This window comes from Candidatus Latescibacter sp. IFSED24 (genome assembly GCF_058273205.1).
On record NZ_CM177850.1, the window covers coordinates 4,219,120 to 4,236,983 of the forward strand.

Annotated in this window: 9 protein-coding genes; 1 reads left to right on the forward strand and 8 read right to left on the reverse strand. The window is 59.0% G+C overall.

Translation table 11 applies throughout. From position 1 onward, the window contains the following. Positions 1-62 precede the first annotated feature (62 nt). The 6 genes from IFSED24_RS16895 to IFSED24_RS16920 form a co-directional block, all read right to left on the reverse strand. Positions 63-2,549, reverse strand: a complete 2,487-nt coding sequence (locus IFSED24_RS16895) for a FlgD immunoglobulin-like domain containing protein (protein WP_491332655.1) — start codon at positions 2,547-2,549, stop codon at positions 63-65. A 347-nt stretch (positions 2,550-2,896) separates the two neighbouring features. Then, the gene (locus tag IFSED24_RS16900) at positions 2,897-7,456 is read right to left on the reverse strand and encodes a FlgD immunoglobulin-like domain containing protein (protein WP_491332656.1); all 4,560 of its coding nucleotides are present in this window, start codon (positions 7,454-7,456) and stop codon (positions 2,897-2,899) included. 287 nt (positions 7,457-7,743) lie between these two features. Further along, a complete protein-coding gene (locus tag IFSED24_RS16905; protein ID WP_491332657.1) occupies positions 7,744-10,233 on the reverse strand; it encodes a trypsin-like peptidase domain-containing protein in 2,490 nt (829 codons plus the stop codon). Between the two features lie 91 nt (positions 10,234-10,324). After that, positions 10,325-12,595: a T9SS type A sorting domain-containing protein gene (locus tag IFSED24_RS16910; protein ID WP_491332658.1), complete on the reverse strand. Its 2,271-nt coding sequence runs from the start codon at positions 12,593-12,595 to the stop codon at positions 10,325-10,327. A 545-nt stretch (positions 12,596-13,140) separates the two neighbouring features. Next, entirely contained in the window at positions 13,141-13,476 is a 336-nt protein-coding gene (locus tag IFSED24_RS16915) for a HepT-like ribonuclease domain-containing protein (RefSeq protein WP_491332659.1), read from the reverse strand. Beyond that, a complete protein-coding gene (locus IFSED24_RS16920) occupies positions 13,469-13,759 on the reverse strand; it encodes a nucleotidyltransferase family protein (RefSeq protein ID WP_491332660.1) in 291 nt (96 codons plus the stop codon). The genes IFSED24_RS16915 and IFSED24_RS16920 overlap by 8 nt, the downstream gene beginning before the upstream one ends. A 116-nt stretch (positions 13,760-13,875) precedes the next feature. Between IFSED24_RS16920 and IFSED24_RS16925 the strand changes: the two genes are divergently transcribed. Further along, positions 13,876-14,097: a hypothetical protein gene (locus tag IFSED24_RS16925; protein WP_491332661.1), complete on the forward strand. Its 222-nt coding sequence runs from the start codon at positions 13,876-13,878 to the stop codon at positions 14,095-14,097. 93 nt (positions 14,098-14,190) lie between these two features. Here the strand turns inward: IFSED24_RS16925 and IFSED24_RS16930 are convergent, their stop codons facing one another. Together IFSED24_RS16930 and IFSED24_RS16935 are read right to left on the reverse strand one after the other, a co-directional pair. Next, a complete protein-coding gene (locus IFSED24_RS16930) occupies positions 14,191-15,501 on the reverse strand; it encodes a DDE-type integrase/transposase/recombinase (protein WP_491332662.1) in 1,311 nt (436 codons plus the stop codon). Positions 15,502-15,695: 194 nt separating this feature from the next. Next, positions 15,696-17,861, reverse strand: coding sequence for a FlgD immunoglobulin-like domain containing protein (locus IFSED24_RS16935; RefSeq protein WP_491332663.1), 2,166 nt, complete (start codon positions 17,859-17,861; stop codon positions 15,696-15,698). Between the last annotated feature and the right edge of the window lie 3 nt (positions 17,862-17,864).

Genomic DNA, 17,864 nt, shown 5'->3' on the forward strand with positions numbered 1-17,864 from the left:
CTCCCCCAACAGATTGCCCGCCAGCGGGGAGGCCGGCGGGCTCGTAGTCGGGTAGAGACGACTTACCTGACCAGCGTCATCCTCCCATGCGCCACCTGGCCGTTGGCCTCCAGGCGGGAGAGGTAGACGCCGCTGGGCATCTCGGTTCCCGACGAGTCGCGCCCCTTCCACACCGCTTCGTGTCGCCCGGCGGGGACCATCCCATCGACCAGGGTCGCGACCAGCCGACCCCGAAGATCGAAGACCTTAAGAGTCGCTTGGCCAGCATCCGCGATCGAAAAGGAGATCGTCGTCCGCGGATTGAATGGGTTGGGTACCGGTCGGCCGAGCGTGGTCAGGTCCGGTGCGCGGTTGTCGACTGCCGACACATCGTCGATCGGCAGGCCGAGAATCTCAATGTCATCGATGTTCCAGCCGCTGAAGGTCCAGATCCCGTTAGTCGGCCCCATGGTCCAGCGCACGTAGACGGTGGACTGCCCATCGGCGATTGCGCTGAGATCGTACTCGACCGGCTCCCAGAGGACGTCATTGAGATCAACGCTGTTGGCCCAGATGTTGGTCCAGTTGACACTGTCATTGCTGACGTGGATCAAAGCCTGGTCGTAGGGGTTGGTCCCCACATTCAGCCAGCGCCAGAAGCGAAGCGTGACGACCTGCAGGGCCGAGCAGTCTATTGCGTCGGTCGTCAGATGCATCGGCGGCAAGTTGTCGGGATAGTCTCCCCCCAGATTGTATCCCAGCACGTTGTCACCGGTATGCCCGCTACTGGGGTCCTGATACCCGCCCTCCAGGCCACCCGCCCCTAGCGGCTGGCCATGTTCCCACTCGCCTTCGCCGGTCCAGCCCGGATCGGTGTCTAGGTCCCATCTGTAGGCGACGACCGGACCGCCCACCCACAGACGTACTGGCCGCTGAGTGTCGCCACTTCCGCTGGTCAGATTCAGGAAACTGACCGTGCCTTCGTAGCGGCCGAAGGTGGAGTCGTCCGCGGCGGTCCCGATCGTGACGGTGACCGTGGCCGTGGCTCCGGACAGGAGAGTGCCCCCTGTATCACCGGCGAGCTCCAGCCAGAGTTCATCGGTCTCGACCAGGTAGTCGATCGTCGAGACTCCGTGGTTCGCCAGCGTGTAGATCCGCTCGCCAGGCGTGAAGGGGCCGCCCAGTTCTCCCTGAGACTCCAGCCCGGCATACGGTGTGACGTACAAATCCGAGACGTTCGGAGCATAGAGATCCAGAGTCATCGGATTCAGGCCCAGGGGATCGAGCCAATAGCGCAGCTGATGGGACGGAATACCGTCTCCCTCCCAGCTTACCGAGAAGCGGCCGTACCAGTCGCTCTCGTCGTTGCCGCAGGCTGAGTAACCGCTGTGGAGCTGACCGATGATTTGGTGGTTGTGATCGTAGAGCGGCGAGCCGCTGCTGCCGAACCACGTGGCGCCGCTGTCCCAGTCGGCCACGCGTATGTGCGTCCCGTCGCCGGGCACCTCGTAACCGAGATTGCTCGTGGTCGTCGTCGGATGGTCCTCGAAGCTGATGGCCTTCTCTTGAGCCCAGGGATGGTGGATCCCGACAGCCCAGAGCGCATCGTCATCGCTGCGGTTCCAGCCGGAGTAGGTCACGTTCCAGGAGGGGTTGGGCAACTCTTCCAGCTCGATGAGGCAGAAATCGCTCGGATAGTAGCTCGCTCGATAGATGGCGCCGATCTGGTAGTTGTCGAGCGAACCCCCACCTCGCTGACCGCAAACCGGACTCTGGAAGTTCCAGTAGACGACCATCGATTCGTCGTTGTTGAGATTGATGCCGCAATGGTAGGCGGTCAGGAAGTAGGGCGTGCCGTCCTCAGCGGTGTTGTTGACCATGACGCCGGAGCCTACCCAGGTCCCCCAGATCATGTAGACGGCCACCGAGTTGATCTCGTCCCGCCAGGGATCGCCCTCCGGACAGACCACGTCGTTCATGCACCAGATCGGTTGGTCGTCACGTACCGTCTCGCCAAAGAACCGGTAGCCCTTGCCAACCTGCATCAGGCGCAATTCGTAGTCGTTCCTCACGTCCGCGGGCAGCGTCAACTCGACGATGAGGTCGTCGGTCAACACCACGGGGGTCCAGAGCTGGCCGTGGGGCTGATTATCTCGCTCGGTGAACTCCCGGGTGGTTTGACGGCCCTCGGCCGGGTGGAGGACGAGGCGCCCGCCTCTGGGTAGACGGTAGCGATCGAAGCCGAGGTTCAGCGACCGCACGCCGGGAACGACGATACGCAGACGCCACAATACCAGCTGTCCGCCGGGTAGGGTCTCCCAGGTGCCCATCATCTCCGGCGACAGGGAGACATCCTCAGGCTCGGCGAACCGGGGCGGCAGCCCCTCCTCATCGCGGGCGGAGTCCTCGAGCGCGGCCGCAGCCAGGTCGACCGGCGCTAACTCCAGGCGCTCGACCGTCTTCAGCGGGGCGGCATTCATGCGATCGGCGGTGGGTACGACATCAGCTCGGGCAAAGGGGACAGCGAATACGAGAATCGTCAAAATGGGTAGGTAGTACCGGCTAAACATCGGAACAACCTCCTGCACGGATTCAGCTTGTGGTCGCAGAGCAAAACCGAAGGACGTCAGCAGGCGCACCGGCCTACGTAAGTAGAGTCGAACCAGACAGCCGCTGCGATGTCAGGCAGGTGTACGCCCACGGGGAGGAGCAGGGGGTGGGCTGCGGGAGGAGCTTAGCAGATAGGGGAGTACAGGTGTCCGCAAATAACGGGAACCTGGTAGTCAATTTCACTCCTATTCGACTTCGCACCGAGGTCGGGTTCGCCGAAGTCGGATAGGGACAAATCTCCAGCCCTACCCCACTCACCTCCCGCCAGCGGGGAGGCCGGCGGGCAAGTGTTGAGTTGCAGCAATTCCTACTTCACCAACGTCATCCTCGTCGTCTCGACGTACCCACTCGCCTGCATCCGGCAGAAGTACGCTCCAGAAGCCATTCGCCTACCTGAGCCGTCCGTCCCATTCCATAAAACTTCATGTCTACCGGCAGGCTTGAACTCATCCACGAGCACCGCCACGCGCCTCCCAGAGACGTCATAGACACAGATCTGCACCCGACATTCCTGAGGTACAGCGAATGCTATCCGCGTCGCCGGATTGAATGGATTGGGCGCATTCTGCTCGAGCGCATAGGCGTTCGGCACTGCCCCCTCGGGCCTCCGGTACGCGATCTGCTCAATATCCAGCGGGATTACGTCGCCATCCACCAACTGACCTCGATTTATCGTCTCGGCAATGTCCTTGGCCAGCTCATAGTCACCGCCCGAATCGTCGATGATCAGATCGCAGTACGTGATGGCCTGTGACAGTGTCGCGCCGTCCTCACTCACTTCAGCCGGCAACGACAGGTATCCGGCGGAAGCGTTCAGCAGCAATGCCATGAAATGCTGCCGCGCCCGCGCGATCGGCTCTTGTTGGCCGCGCAGGTTCAGGAGGCTTTTGGCGACCTCGAGCTTGTCCGCGCACTCGTCGGAATCAGGCGGTTCGTACACGACAACCTGGTTGACCGAGTTGCTGTTGAAGTGGGCCTCGATGTTATCCAGGAGTGCGCAGAGTTCACCGCCGGATAGCTGCGCGTTCCCGTTGCTTACGGTCGCCACGCCGACCTGGTGCTTCCAGAATCCCGTTCCGCGTGGGTTGCCCGTTGGCTCGGTGCAGGTCAAGACAAAGTCTGCTGACGCAACGTGGGTGCCAAAGACTGTCGCGGGAATGTCCTGCACCGTTGCGGCGTAACCCAACGGCGTCATCGCCGAAACGACGTAGTCGCCGATGAGTAGATCCGGAATAGAGTAGCTGCCCGAGTCGTCGGTCTCGTTGCTTGCCGCCAAGTCACCCGTCACCGAGTCATAGGCGTCGACGACTACACCGTTGAGTGCGGTTCCCGGTGCGGGGCAGTCCGCCAGCACACTTCCGACAATCGAGCCAGTTTGCGGGATCAGCAGGCAGTCCCAGCCGACGATCTTGGTGCCGTCTGTCAGGTCCGCGTTTAGCTCCAGGATTATCTGGCCGCCGCTGACGAGTCCGACCATCGCGTCCGCAATGGCCTGTCGGTCAAACTCCAGAGAGAGATCCAATACACCGTCAGTGCCGGTCGTGCAGTCACACATATCCTGAGGCTCGTTCGCCGGCTTGCCGACATCTGCGAGACTAACGGCCAGCGGAGTCTCGCCCAGCAGGTTGATCGTGAGCTGGTCAATTAGACTCGGATCGAAATCCGGCGTTCCCAGGATTGCCACAGGCAGCACATCCGGAATGAACGGATCAAGAGCGTTCGGACAGGTGCCAGGCAGTACGTCAAGGGCTACGACTCGCCGGGCAATGGTCGTGATGTAGTCGCCCGTTTCCGGATCTAGGACCACCTCAAAGTCGGTGGCGACACGTCGTGTCTCTCCAGCCGCGAGCGGTATCTCGACGGCGTTCTGGTACATGACCACCCCATCGGGAGAGACTACGTACCACTCCATCCAGTAGTCCAGGTCCTCAATGGCCGTCATTTCGAAGGTATAGATACCGTTCTCTGCGCCCTGCTCCGGGCTGGGAATCACTATCGCTTGAACCAGCTTCGAGCCAGGCTCGACTGTCTCGTTCTCCTTGAAGTAGCCACCCAGGCCCATTTCATTGGTTGTGGCGGAGAGAACCCGCCCCTGATTGTCCGTTACCTGGATCTCGACGGGGGACCAGCCTCCGCGCCACATGAGGTATGGATTTTGTATCCACCACCCGTCACGGATATACCCACCGGGCATGGCCGGCAGTTCAGGCGCAAGGAGGGGTAGATCGTCTTTCCCGTCATACGGAATATCGGTGTCTCCAATGAAATCCCCGGCCGTACCATCACCGCTGCCATCGTCCTGGCCCCAGTAGTCGATCCAGTAGTTGCCGACACCCTCGTCGGTGTTCACCCAGATGTTGGTCTGTTCCATTTCGAGGCAAATGTCCAGGATCACATTGTTGTAAATCCAGCTGTTGGTCATCCCCAACGACATACCAACGCCATTATCTCTGACAAGATTGCGGGTGACGAGGTTCTGGCTGTCTCCGTGTAGCCCGATACCAACAGTGTTCGCGTGGATCACGTTGTCGAAGATCAGCGCACTACCGCCACCATCCACACGAATCCCGTTGCTGAATCCGGTGATGTAGAGATTCTTGATTGTCACGCCGCTGACGGAGCCAGCGGTTATTCCATAGCCTGCTCCACTACCGGTGATCCTAAAACCGTTACCGTCTATAGAGATGTCATCGACCTGCACTATTAACCCGTCACCCTCAAACAACATGTCTGATTCCAATACAAGATCACTTGTGACGGAAATAGGGCTCATCGCTGGCAATCGGTTTACACCGATTGCATAGCCCCCCGGCACCTCGCTGTTTTTAACTATTACTAACGCGTATGTGTCTGTAGCCGGCGCAGTATAGGAGAATGTCGTTGTCGGGTACCCGGACGTCTCGACCAGCGTTTGACTTTTATTGAACCAATAAGCCCCGGTCTGACTCCGATACATTAGCAGTTCAATATTGGTGGCAACCCCACCCCACCGATTGAAGTATATTTCATACTCGTAACCTGCCTGCAGCTCAATGTTCCAAACATTCACAACGTCGCCCGGAGATAGCGACACCTCTGTTGCCGGGTCTCCCACTGTCAGATGTTCCCCGGCGTTATCCCACTGAAGATATGCTCCGTAGTGCCCTGGCCACTGCGGGGGCAATGCTACCGGGTACACCTTAATATAGTCTGTTCCTAATGGGATATGGTGGTAATCCCCGACTACAATGTCCACCCCGAAATCTTCTGTCGAGCTTGCAAGTAGAGGGCCAAAACAGCTTGGTGGGTTCAATGGATCATCTAATTCACCGAATACCTGTATGTCCCAATTTTCTGTTCGCAGCGGTGGAGCCGGCTGTGCCCAGGCTGAATCTCGTATAGCAAATGCTACCCACGTACTTTCTGTTTGTTCAGCACTATAGTGCTTCCATTGGTCGGTATACCATGGCAGCCTCGGCACTAATACTTCAGCGCAGCCGTTCAATGGAATACTTCCACAGTCATATAGCGTTACGTCGACACTGTAACTGCAATACCCATCGTCCAACTTCCAGACAAGTAGCCCAAACCAATCGTCAGTTGGCGCGGTGTACAACGTTGACTGAAGAGTTGTCACCCATTCTGGTGTCGACGAAAACTCTCCAGAACTATGGTACAAACTAAGCTGTGAATTTGCGTTCCCACCATAATCAAATGTGAATTCGTATTGCCTTCCTCCTTCCAGATAAACATCGTAGACATCGAAGAGATTGCCGTCGTCCATGGTATTTTCGATAGGCATGCCACCAACATCAACAACTCCGCTTCCAGGTTCATACTCCAATTTCGCACCCTCAGAGTCATTGCTTCCAGTACTCACATAGTAGGTTCCGGGTGTAATGTTGTGAAAGTCACCAACAACAACACTTCCATATTCTAGTGGGTAGCCATAAAAGCACTCAGGCCACCATACGTTGTTGTTTCTATCGAATATACTGACCCAAGTATTGTACCGGGAAGCACCATCTATCCCTACCGCCATATATGTATCGCTACTCTTGTTGAATTTGTAATAACTGTAGGCAGGAGGTGCAGAGACATCAGCGACACCTGGTGACAACGTTACCGGCGGCGTGCATCCTTCTGCACTGACGCCAATTTTATAATACGAAAATGAGCTCGGTTCGGTTTGTACTACAATGCCGTACCACCCCGATGTTGGTGCAGTGTAGCTGTATGTCGGCCACTCAATACGAACCCCATCGACTTGACCATCACCCCAGTAATCTGAAGCGTCGGCATTGTGGAAGATCCACATAGGGAGTGTTGCGCTAAAGTAATATGTCTGACCGCTCTCGAAGTAAATGTCCCAGACATCTAGTAGATTTCCATAAGGAATTGTGATCGTCGAGATACTCCCATCAGTTTCCAAAACTCCTGATGACGTTTCCCATTGCAGAAAGGAGGGATTCCAACTATCGAGAGGTGAAATATGCGCATAGTACTGCCCTAGAGGGTTGTTATGAAAATCGCCAACTACAAAACTGAGGCCCTGTGCACCAATAGAGGCAGAAACAAGCAGATTGTCGAAACATGCAGGCCATGTACCTCCGGCACCGTCGGCATACACATTCATGTTCCATCCATAATCGGATTTCAGTCCAATGACTGCCCATGATTCCGATTGTTGTTCGAAAGAAAAATAACGTTCATCTCCATTCTGGTAATACATAGAATAAGGAGATCCGGGTACCATGACCTGGGGGGATGTACATTGGGCATAGGTTGTGACTGCGTACGTGATTAGAATAACGCTTATAAGAATCGGAATAATAGTGACGAGAATCGCTTGAGCCAACGTCAAGGTATGGCTTGGTATCACTTTCATGGCATCCTCCTTCTTTGAGCGCGTCGAGCGACGAACACAGCCGCGAGGATGCCAGGCAGGGGTGGGCCCACGGGGAGGATCAGGGTGTGGGCTGCGGGGGGAGCTTAGCAGATAGGGGAGTACAGGTGTCCGCAAATAGCGGGAACCTGGTAGTCAATTTCACTCCTATTCGACTGCGCACCGAGGTCGGGTTCGCCGAAGTCGGATAGGGACAAATCTCCAGCCCTACCCCGCTCACCTCTCGCCAGCGGGGAGGCCGGCGGGCAAGTGTTCAGCGTGACTGCGTCCTATCTAACCAGCGTCATCCTCCCATGCGCCACCTGGCCGTTGGACTCGAGGCGGGAGAGGTAGACGCCGCTGGGCATGTCTTGTCCTAAATCGTTACGACCGCTCCAGGTGACTTCGTGTTGACCGGCCTGCATCGATTCATCCACGAGCACCGAAATCAATCGCCCTCGAAGATCGAAGATTCGCAGCCGAGTGGGTCCGGCCTGCGCCAGTTCGAAGCGGATCTCGGTGCGCGGATTGAAGGGGTTCGGCACGGCATTCCCGATGACCGTTCGCCGAGGCGCGGTCTCACCGACGGACGTGATCAGGCTCAGAATCTCGACATCGTCGATGTTCCAGCCACTGAACGTAAAGCCATAGTCCGTGGGCCCCATGGTCCACCGGATGTAGACGGTTTCCTGATCGTCGGCGATCTCGCTGATATCGTACTCGACGATCTGCCAGGTACTATCATTCACGGACCAATAGTGGTCCCACACCGCAGTCCAGTCCAGACTGTCGGAACTGACCGAGATCGCCGCGCGATCGTAGGGGAACGTCTCGACGTTCAGCCAGCGGCTGAAACGAAGCGACACGCCGATCAAGTCAGAGCAATCGATGGCGTCCGTCGTCAGGTGCCATTCGGGCATGTTGTTCTCGTAGTTGCCGTCCAGGTTGTATCCGAGCACGTTCGTGCCGGTGTGGGCAGCGTCGGGATCCGGATAGCCGTAAGGTGCATCGTCGCCGCCCTGGCCGAGAGGCTCGCCCCACTCCCATTGGCCCTCGCGAGACCAGCCGGGATCGACGTCCATGTTCCAGCTGTACTCGGATTCCGACATACCGACTACCAGACGAATCGGCCGCGTCGTGTCACCGCTGCCGGTGGTCAGGTTCTCGAAGCCGACCTGGCCGTCGTAGATGCCGATCGGAAGGTCGTTGGCCCCGGCACCGATGCTGACGTCGACCGTGACACTCCCGCCCGGCTCCAGGCTACCGCTCGTACTGCCGGCAAGCTCCAGCCACGAGACGTCGGCGACGATCTGGTAGCTGAACGACGAACCGCCGCGATTCTCCAGCGAGTAGCTCTGACTCGAGGGCATGAAGGGTCCGCCCGTGGGGCCCCGCGATTCCAGCCCAAGATCCGGCACGACCTCCAGTTCGGCGAAATACGGATCGTAAGCATCCAGCGTCATCGGATTCGGCCCCAGAGGATCTCCCAGCCAATCGGCCAAGCGGGTTTCTGGCGTCCCGCCACCGGTCCAGCTCATCGCGAATCTTCCGTACCAGGTCGGGAAAGGATCGGTCTCGCAGTTTGTGTCTACATAGGTGCCATGACACTGGCCGATGATATGATGATTCTCGTTGAAGAGAGGCGAACCGCTGCTGCCGGGCTCGACGATGCCATCATCCCAGTCAGCGACGCGGACGTGCGTGCCATCGCCCGGCACCTCGTCGCCCCAGTGACTGGTGACCGTGGTAGGGTCGTTCTCGAAGGTGATGGATTTCTCGTGGGCCCAGGGATGGTGGATGCCGACCGCCCACTGTGCGTCGTCGCCGCTGCGGTCCCAGCCGGCGTAGGCGACCTTCCACGCGGGATCGGGCATGTCCCAGAGCTCGACCAGACCGAAGTCGGTGTCCAGATATTTTGCGAGCAGGGTTGCGCCGACCTGGTGGTCGGCGTAGGAACCGCCGCCGTGCTGATCACAGGTCGGACTCTCGTAGTTCCAGTAGAGGACCATCGTGGGGGCGTCCACAGGATAGGGGACGGCGTGGCGGGCGGTCAGGAAGTATGGCGTGCCATCTTGCGCCACGTTGTTGATCATCGCACCGGAACCGGTCCAGGAACCCTGAACGTGAAACATCGCCACCGACCGGATTTCCGTGCGCCACGGGTCACCTTCTGGACAAATCACGTCGTTGTTGCATGGCGCGGACTTCTCGCGGTCGGGCTCGCCGAAGAAGCGATATCCCTTGCCGATCCGCGCGAGGTGAAGGGCGTAATCGTGGCGAGCTGTTGCGGGCAGCGTCAGCTCGACCACGAGATCGTCCGTCAGCACGACCGGGGTCCAGAGTTGGCCGTATTCACGGTTGTCTTGGTCGGTGAACTCCCACGTCGTCTGCCGGCCGTCGGCCGGATGGAGAACGAGGCGGCCGCCTCTGGGTAAGCGATAATGATCGAAGCCAAGGTTCAGTGATAGAGCGTCGGGGACGACAATCCGCAGCCGCCAGAGCACGAGTTTCCCGCCGGCCACCGTCTCCCAGGTACCGATCACCTCCGGCGACAAAGTAACGTCTTCAGGCTCGGCGAAGCGGGGCGGGAGGCCATTGGCGTCGCGAGCGGCGTCTTCGAGGGCTGCGGCGGCGAGGTCGACTGCCGCCAACTCCAGGCGTTCGACGGTCGTCAATGGTGCGCCGCCTTTCATCTCGGCGGTGGGCACGACATCAGATGCGGCAACGGAGGCAGCGAGCGCGACCATTGATACGGCGGCGAATAATTGCGACCACTTCATACTATACCTCCCGTTTTATATCGTCGGAAATACCTGAGGTAATGGAATGGCGGGGGGCGATCCTTCAGGCATGTCAACGCGTTTCGACGGCCTAGCGTATAAGCATCACCTTTCTCGACTCGACTCGCTCATCCGTCTCCAGCCGGACGATATACGTCCCTGACGGCACCGCGCGGCCACGAGAATCGCTCCCGTTCCAGTTAACCGTGTGCTGTCCGGCGTCGAATAACCTCGATGCAAGCGAAGTCACCTGCCAACCTGTGAGATCGTAGACACTGACTTCAGCCCAGCCCGCTTGAAGCAGCGAGAACGACACCGCCGTCTGGGGATTGAAGGGGTTCGGGTGGACCGCAAGGTGCATACCGGCGCTTGGGACCTCCTCATCCGGACTTGTTCCTTCGGGGTCGTCTTCAATGGCAACAAGACCTCCGCACTGGGGCCAGGCGACCTGAACACCGCCTCCACCATCCGCAACGAGCACGCAGTCGTCCGTCACGGCCAAGGCTCGGGCATCTCCTTGAGTTGGCACCATGCCGACGATCGATGGCGAGAACGGATTCGTGATGTCGAATACTTGCAAGCCCCCCCCATTGGCGACGTAGACATGCTCAGACGAAACTTGAACAAGGTTAGTGACCATGGATCTCAAAAAGTCCATACCACCTCCTTCCAAGCACGGAAAACCGATTTCGTTCAAGGTAAGGGGGGCGGCGGGATTCGAGACGTCGACGACCACCAGCTGAAACCCTAATGCGCAAACTCCACGCAGCAGGTAAGCGAGGTCGCCAACCACCGCCAAGTCCATCCCCCCGGGGCTTTCCATTGATCCGGCGATGAATGGATTGTAGGGATCAGAAACATCGACGACATCGAGATTACCCCCGTTCAGCACATATAGGTAGCCATTCGAAACAACGACATCACCCCCTCCAGTCCCCAGCGAACTGATCTCTACAGGCGTTGCTGGATCGGTGACGTCAAATATTTTGATACCGAACTCCCCGCCACTTACGACGACCCACGCATCATATTCAACAACATCTCCTGCATGACCCTCGCCCATGTATTGATCGTAGACAATGCTCGGCGTAGATGGGTCCGTGACGTCAATGACGGTGAAATGACAGTCGTCAGGTAACACAGATGTCTGCACTGTCGCATAAGCATACCCCCCAGAAACTGCCAACCCCGTGTAATGGAAGTCTTCCAGCAATCCTACAGTGAGAGGTGAAAGCGGCTCCGTAATGTCGACAATAGCCAATCCCTCGGCACAGTTCACATAGGCATATTCACCGAACAGGGTTATGTCTGCTGCCGTCGGTGGATCTGCCCATGAACCACGTAACGGGGGCAAGAATGGGGCCGATATATCGATCACCTCCAGACTCCCATTTCGTTCTGCCACGAAGGCGTACTCGCCCTGTATTGCCACGTCGGAGGCACCGTCTGAGACGTAGTGCGAGGTTTGAACGGAACCCGTCAATACCGGGGCAGCGGGATCGGTAACGTCGACCAACTGAACACCTGACAATGGCCCGTCTGCTATACAGGCAAGATTTCCTTGCAGGGCCACACGACGCGCAACGCCTGGGGTGTCCGCTGATCCGATACTGAACGGAGCCACGGGATTCGTGATATCGATCACCTGGAGACCCTGTTCCCCGTCCGCCACGTACGCGTAACCCTCCGCAATCGTGACGCCAAGCGCCACACCCGGCGTGTCGATCGTTCCGATGATCACCGGTGCATTGGGATCCGTGATTTCGATTACCTGAAGACCTGCCAAACCGGCTGCCACGAAGGCGACGTTGCCTTCCACGACGACGTCAAACGCGGCGTCCGGGATGACTGCCGTGCCGACGATTGATGGCCATTGGGGATCCGACGTATCGATGATCTGGAGTCCCGCTTCCGTATCGGCAACGTAAGCGTATGCACCCACGACGGCGACGCCCACGGCCAATCCCGGGGTGTCTACTGATCCAACGATGACGGGCGCGGCAGAGTTTGATACATCGACAATCGTAAGCCCAGTATCGGCATTAGCCACGTAGAGGTAGCTTCCAGAGAGAACCACATCCATCGCGGCGCCGGGCGTATCCACCGAGCCGATGACGCTGGGGACCTCCGGCTCCGAGATGTCGATGACCTGGATTGAGCCAAACTGAGACTGGTGATAGAGATCGCACGCGACGTAGACCTGGTCCCCGTTCAGTGCGATGCCATTCGCATTGTCAGGCACATAGCATTGACCGGCGAAGTGCAAATACTCCTCGTATTCGATGCAGTCCTGGGCCCAAGCTCCAATCGTCCATAGCGCGGATATGGCCACTGCCATGGCAGGAATGGCTTTCCCTCTCATCTCTCTCTCCTCTCATTCCGGGACCTGGGCAACAGCGGTGACCCATCGCGCCCTCATAATTGAAAACGTGGCCGAAGGCCGAAGAGGACATAGAAAATCATGAGGGAACATCGTTCGAGGTGGCCCGGATACAGCCGCGGAGATGCCAGGCAGGAGTTCGCCCACGGGGAGGAGCAGGGTGTGGGCTGCGGGGGGAGCGTAGCAGAAAGAGGAGTACAGGTGTCTGCAAATAGGAGGAAAAATAGGGTGGGTCTGTGTTAACTAAAATGGCGGTAAGCACAGAAACTAAGAATCACAGAGAATAGCCGTGGGTCAGCGGTCTATCTGAGTTAACCATAATGATTCGATAGTAGAGCAGCCTACGCGGACCCATCTCCGTAACCGTTTGATTCCAGCAACTTATGGCCGTCAAAAAAGCAGGCCCTCAAGCCTGCCAATGCCACCTCAGTTTTCCGCTACAAAAAGAACTGGCTCCTCCGGTTGGACGAAGAAGCGAAAGGAATCTCAGAATCTACGGTAGATCAATCCGGCTTGTCACTACCGGATCATCGCTCAGCCAAGACCGCCTCCAACTCCCGCAACAAGGCAGGAAGATCTCCTCTGGCCGTCGCCCACACCATCTCGACATCCACACCGAGATAGTCATGAACCAGCTTATCGCGCATCCCGGCCATGTCCCGCCATGGAATACCAGGATGTGCATCACGAGTCTCGGGCAGGACCCGCTTCGCCGCCTCGCCGATGATCTGGACCTGCCGGATCACCGCGTCCTGCAACATGGTGACCGACCGGAATTCCTCGTCCGACACTCCGTCGAGGTATCGCGCGATGGTGTGGATGGCATCGACCATGTGGTGGATGTAGACCGTGTCCTCACGCATCGTACAGGACCCGTTGTTCGCGTTCGATGCGCTCGCGAAGGTAGGGGCTGACGGCTCCCTCGGTGAGCAGGTCGACATCCCGCCCCAGGGCCTCGGACAACTCACGTTCCAGGCGCACCAGGGCCAGCAGACCGATGGGTTTGCCGAAACGCACCAGCAAGTCGACATCGCTGTCCGGTCCTGCGTCGCCTCGCGCCATCGAGCCGAACATGGCGACCCGGATCGCACCTTTGGCCCGGCAGATGCGCACGATGGTCTCGGTGTTGATGCCGTCGGGACTCACGACCAGGACTCCATGTTCAAGACAAACCCCGCTCGACTCCTGACTCTAGATCGTAAACGGCTACTTGTCAACGGATTGCGACTCATTGCGGTCGGTGCCGTGCCGATAGAGACTTCATGCTCAACCTCATACTCGCTTCCCTGCGCGACCTCCTCCGCCCCCGTCGCGACCTCCTCCTCGAGAACCTGGCCCTGCGCCAGCAGCTCCTCGTGCTCGAGCGGGAGAAACCGAACCCCGTGTTCCGATACCGGGATCGACTGTTCTGGGTCCTGCTGTATTGGTCCACCGAGTTCCGTGGACCCGCAGCAACGCACGGATCTGCTCCAGTAGCCGTATGAGTCGGCGCGCGCTAGTGGATCAGTCAGCTCGAGTAGATACCAAGCAAACCGCCCCCTGCTTGGCTAGACTCTACGATCGCTCTTCGTTTGGTGTCACGCAGCCTCCCGCAGTTCGACCACCGGCAGGTGCTTCCTTCCGCCCATGTAGCTCACGACCAGCGAAAAGCGCGCCCCAGGATCTGCCTTGGTGTCCGTCCTCGGTAACGCACTCGGCGCGCCGGCCGGCCATCGTCGACGTGGCTCATAACGTGGCCTGACATTGGCCGGCTGCCTCCTCTCATAGACCTCCTGCGGCGTCCTTCCGCGAAGTGCCTGACTCGGGCGGTGGAGATTGTACCAAAGCACATAGAGTCCTACCTCGCGTCGCATCGTGTCGATGTTCAGGGGAACAAGCAGCCGGGAGGTACACTCTGTCTTCATCCCCCGAATGAAACGCTCGACGACAGCGATGCTGCCCTGCTTGCCGACGGCCCCGAATCTCGGCCCGATGCCGAGGTCCCGGCAGAATCGCCTGTAGGATCGGCACCAGAACTGCGGACCCTTGTCCGTGACGATGGACCGTGGAAGACCGCCGCTTCGTTCGATCGCCCGGCTGATCGTCGCCTGGACCTGCTCACTCGTCGGCGGACCGAAATGGACGGAGAAACCCACCACGGCACGCGAGACGTGATCCACGATGACCGCGATCCACCAGCAGAATGGCCACGACTGAGGCAGGGAGAATGGCAGCCAGGGAACCCAGAAGCCGGCCCCGATGGGAACAGCGGTCAGGTCGAGATGCCATAGCTCGCCGGGGTAGCGGGCCGTCACCCGCCGCGTCTTGGTCGCCACAGCACACGCCACGTCATCGGAGGGCCGCTGCGTTTCCCTCAGCATTCTCCCCACGGTCGTCGCGCCCAAGTGCAGCCCTGCTCGAGCCAGGACCTGAGCGATACGGACTTTCCCCATCTCCGGACACAGCACCTTCAGTTGGCGGACGAGATAGCGGACGAAGTCCGGAAAGCGGTTGACGGGCTCTGCCGTCTGGACGAGGGCGCTCTCTCCCTTCTCGTCAACTCGTCTCAGCCACGACTTGAGCGTCTGCTCGTCGATCATCAGGGCATCGGCAGCTTGCTCGCAGGACCACGCTCTGGCGGCCTTCAACTGCAGGATGCGCAGCCGCTGGACGGCCGAGTAGTGCGGTCGCCGCCGCGGTGAGAGCTTGATCCAGCGCGCGTCCTTCAGGTCGAGTTCTTCCCGCAGGAGTGAGATCTCTTGCATGGCGCGATCCAGCTCGATCTGAAGCCAGCGGGTCGCAGTTCGGCCGCGCGCTACGGCAAGCGCCGTGCTTGCCATCGCGATGGCATTCAGAAGCGCGGTCTTGGCGTACTTGGGCCAGCCTGATGGAAGGGGATAGGACGACATGGCTTGCTCCTAAGATGTCTGCGGGGGAGGAGCATGTCGGTTATAATACGTTTTTCGACAACGGATTATAAAGATGATGGAGCTATATAAAATCGGTGGACCAATACAGGAGCGGTTTAAGCCGCGATTAGGGCCGGAAACAGGTTGCCCGCCAGCGGGGAGGCCGGCGGGCAAGTGTTCAGCGTGTTGGCGGTCTACCTGACCAGCGTCATCCTCCCATATGCCACCTGGCCGTTGGCCTCAAGGCGGGAGAGGTAGACGCCGCTGGGAACCTCGCGGCCCTGACTGTCGCGGCCTTTCCAGGTGACCTCGTGGTGGCCCGCAGCGAGGGTCTCCTCCACCAGAGTCTTGACCAACCGACCACGAAGGTCGAAGACCTTCAGTGAGACGTGACCCGACTTCGGCAACGAGTACGTGATCGTCGTTTGAGGATTGAACGGGTTGGGGTGACACTGCAGCCGCGTCCTCTTGAGCGAACTCACCATGGTTGGCGTCGCGAAGTCGTTCTGCAGCAGGTCCAGTCCGCTGCCAGGGGCGATGGCATAAAGCACGTTCTCGTGCCAGGCGAGGTTGCTATACGGATCGCCTGGAGCCAGGCTGTAACCGACTACTAAGGGTGCAGTGGGGTCTTCCACCAGAAGGATCTGCACCATTCCGTCATCGTAGGACGCCATCACGAACTCCTCGCTCCAGACGGCGCTCCGACAATTCGGTGGTCCAATGTGGCTCCATAGTAGCTGAGGCGCGCCGGGATCGAGGTAGTCGTATAGCAGTAGCGTGCCGTCTTCTTGAGTGATGGCTATACGATGGGAGTCCACTGAAATCTGTTGTACAGGGCCGCAGTCCAGTTCGTTTAGAATCACCGGCTCCGAAGGATCGGCCAACGAGATCGCGACCAACCCCTCCCCAGGACTGCCACCCCGCCGCCCTGCGTATAGGATGTTCCTAGATTTATCTAGGGCCAGCTCCTTTAAAAAGCCGCCGGCGAACACCGAGCCGAGCAGTACGGGAACGGCCGGGTCGCTCATATCCAGCACCTCGACGGTGCCACTTCCAACGCCCTGGTACAAGTGCGGCGGGTCCAGCAATACGCTCCGGCCTCGGGGGTCAATCATCTCTACCAGGATCGTTGGGGCCGCAGGGTCCGCTATCTCGAGCACATGCAGGTAGTCCCAACTCGTGACGACGGCTAGGTCGCCCACCAGATCGAAGTCAGCCGTAAAGCCAGCCAGTGGCGTTGAACTTACCGTCAAGGGGGCGGCGGGATCGGTGACGTCGAAGAGCTTTAGAACCGAGCTAAGGGACGTGGCCGCCAGGCCGCCGTCGGCGACTACGGAGTTGCCCATTCCGTTGGTTGGTAAGATACCGCTGATCTCGTGGCCGTCGCCTGCGAGCACCTCTCGAATCAGACCGAGGGCCGGGATGACGTAAGTCCAACTGACGCCGTCAGTCACAGCACGGTTGCCGGTCCCCGCGAGGCGGTAGCCCGTCAGCAGATTCGGCTGGCCTGGCGTCGAGAGATCGACCACCATAACCCAGTAACCGTTCTCGAAACTCGAATGGATGCCAATGGCCACGGCCCAGCCGCCGTCAAGGTCCAGGTCATCGGCATAGAGCGGGAAGTTAAAGGTATGCGTAACCACCGGCGCTGCTGGATCATCCAAGTTCCAGGCCCAGAATTGGCTGTTGCGATCTTGGAAGTAGAGGTGGTCGTCCTGGATGGCCATCTCGGTCACAGAACCACCGATCTCGTTCAGACTGTGCACCTGCAGCGTGCCTTCGGCCGTGATCTGAGCAGCCAAGAATCCAGGACCACCACCGATGTACAAATAATCGCCGTGCACGGCTATGCCTGAATCGAGCGAATACTCGCAGGTCACAAACGACTCCGGCGCTCCCAGCTCATTGGTGTCAATGACCGCCAAGCCGTCACTAAATAGAGCGTAGATTTTTCCGGCGGCCGACTTCCAGGATCGGATGTAACCCGCGTGGGCAATGGAATACTGGCCCACAACGGACAGTGTGGGCAGGGCGGAGATGTCGACTTCTAGAATGTCGCTACCGCCCCGGAGGTAAAGTCGATCGCCGTCACGAATGGAAAGACTCACCGCCAGCGGTAACACCATTTGGGATATTTCCTCGGGCGTGCCGCTCGGGTTGGCGACGTAGACGCGCAGCACATCGTCCTGGGCGGCGAGGACGTAACCCTGATATTGCTCGAGGCAACTGGGCGTTGTATCCGCAATGCGTCCGAGTAACGTCACGTTTTCGCGCTCGGGCTGGGCCTGGACCGTGGCGGCGATTAGCATCGTGAAGCCGACCAGAAGAGTTGGTGTACGCCTGAGCGATGGAATATTCATGGT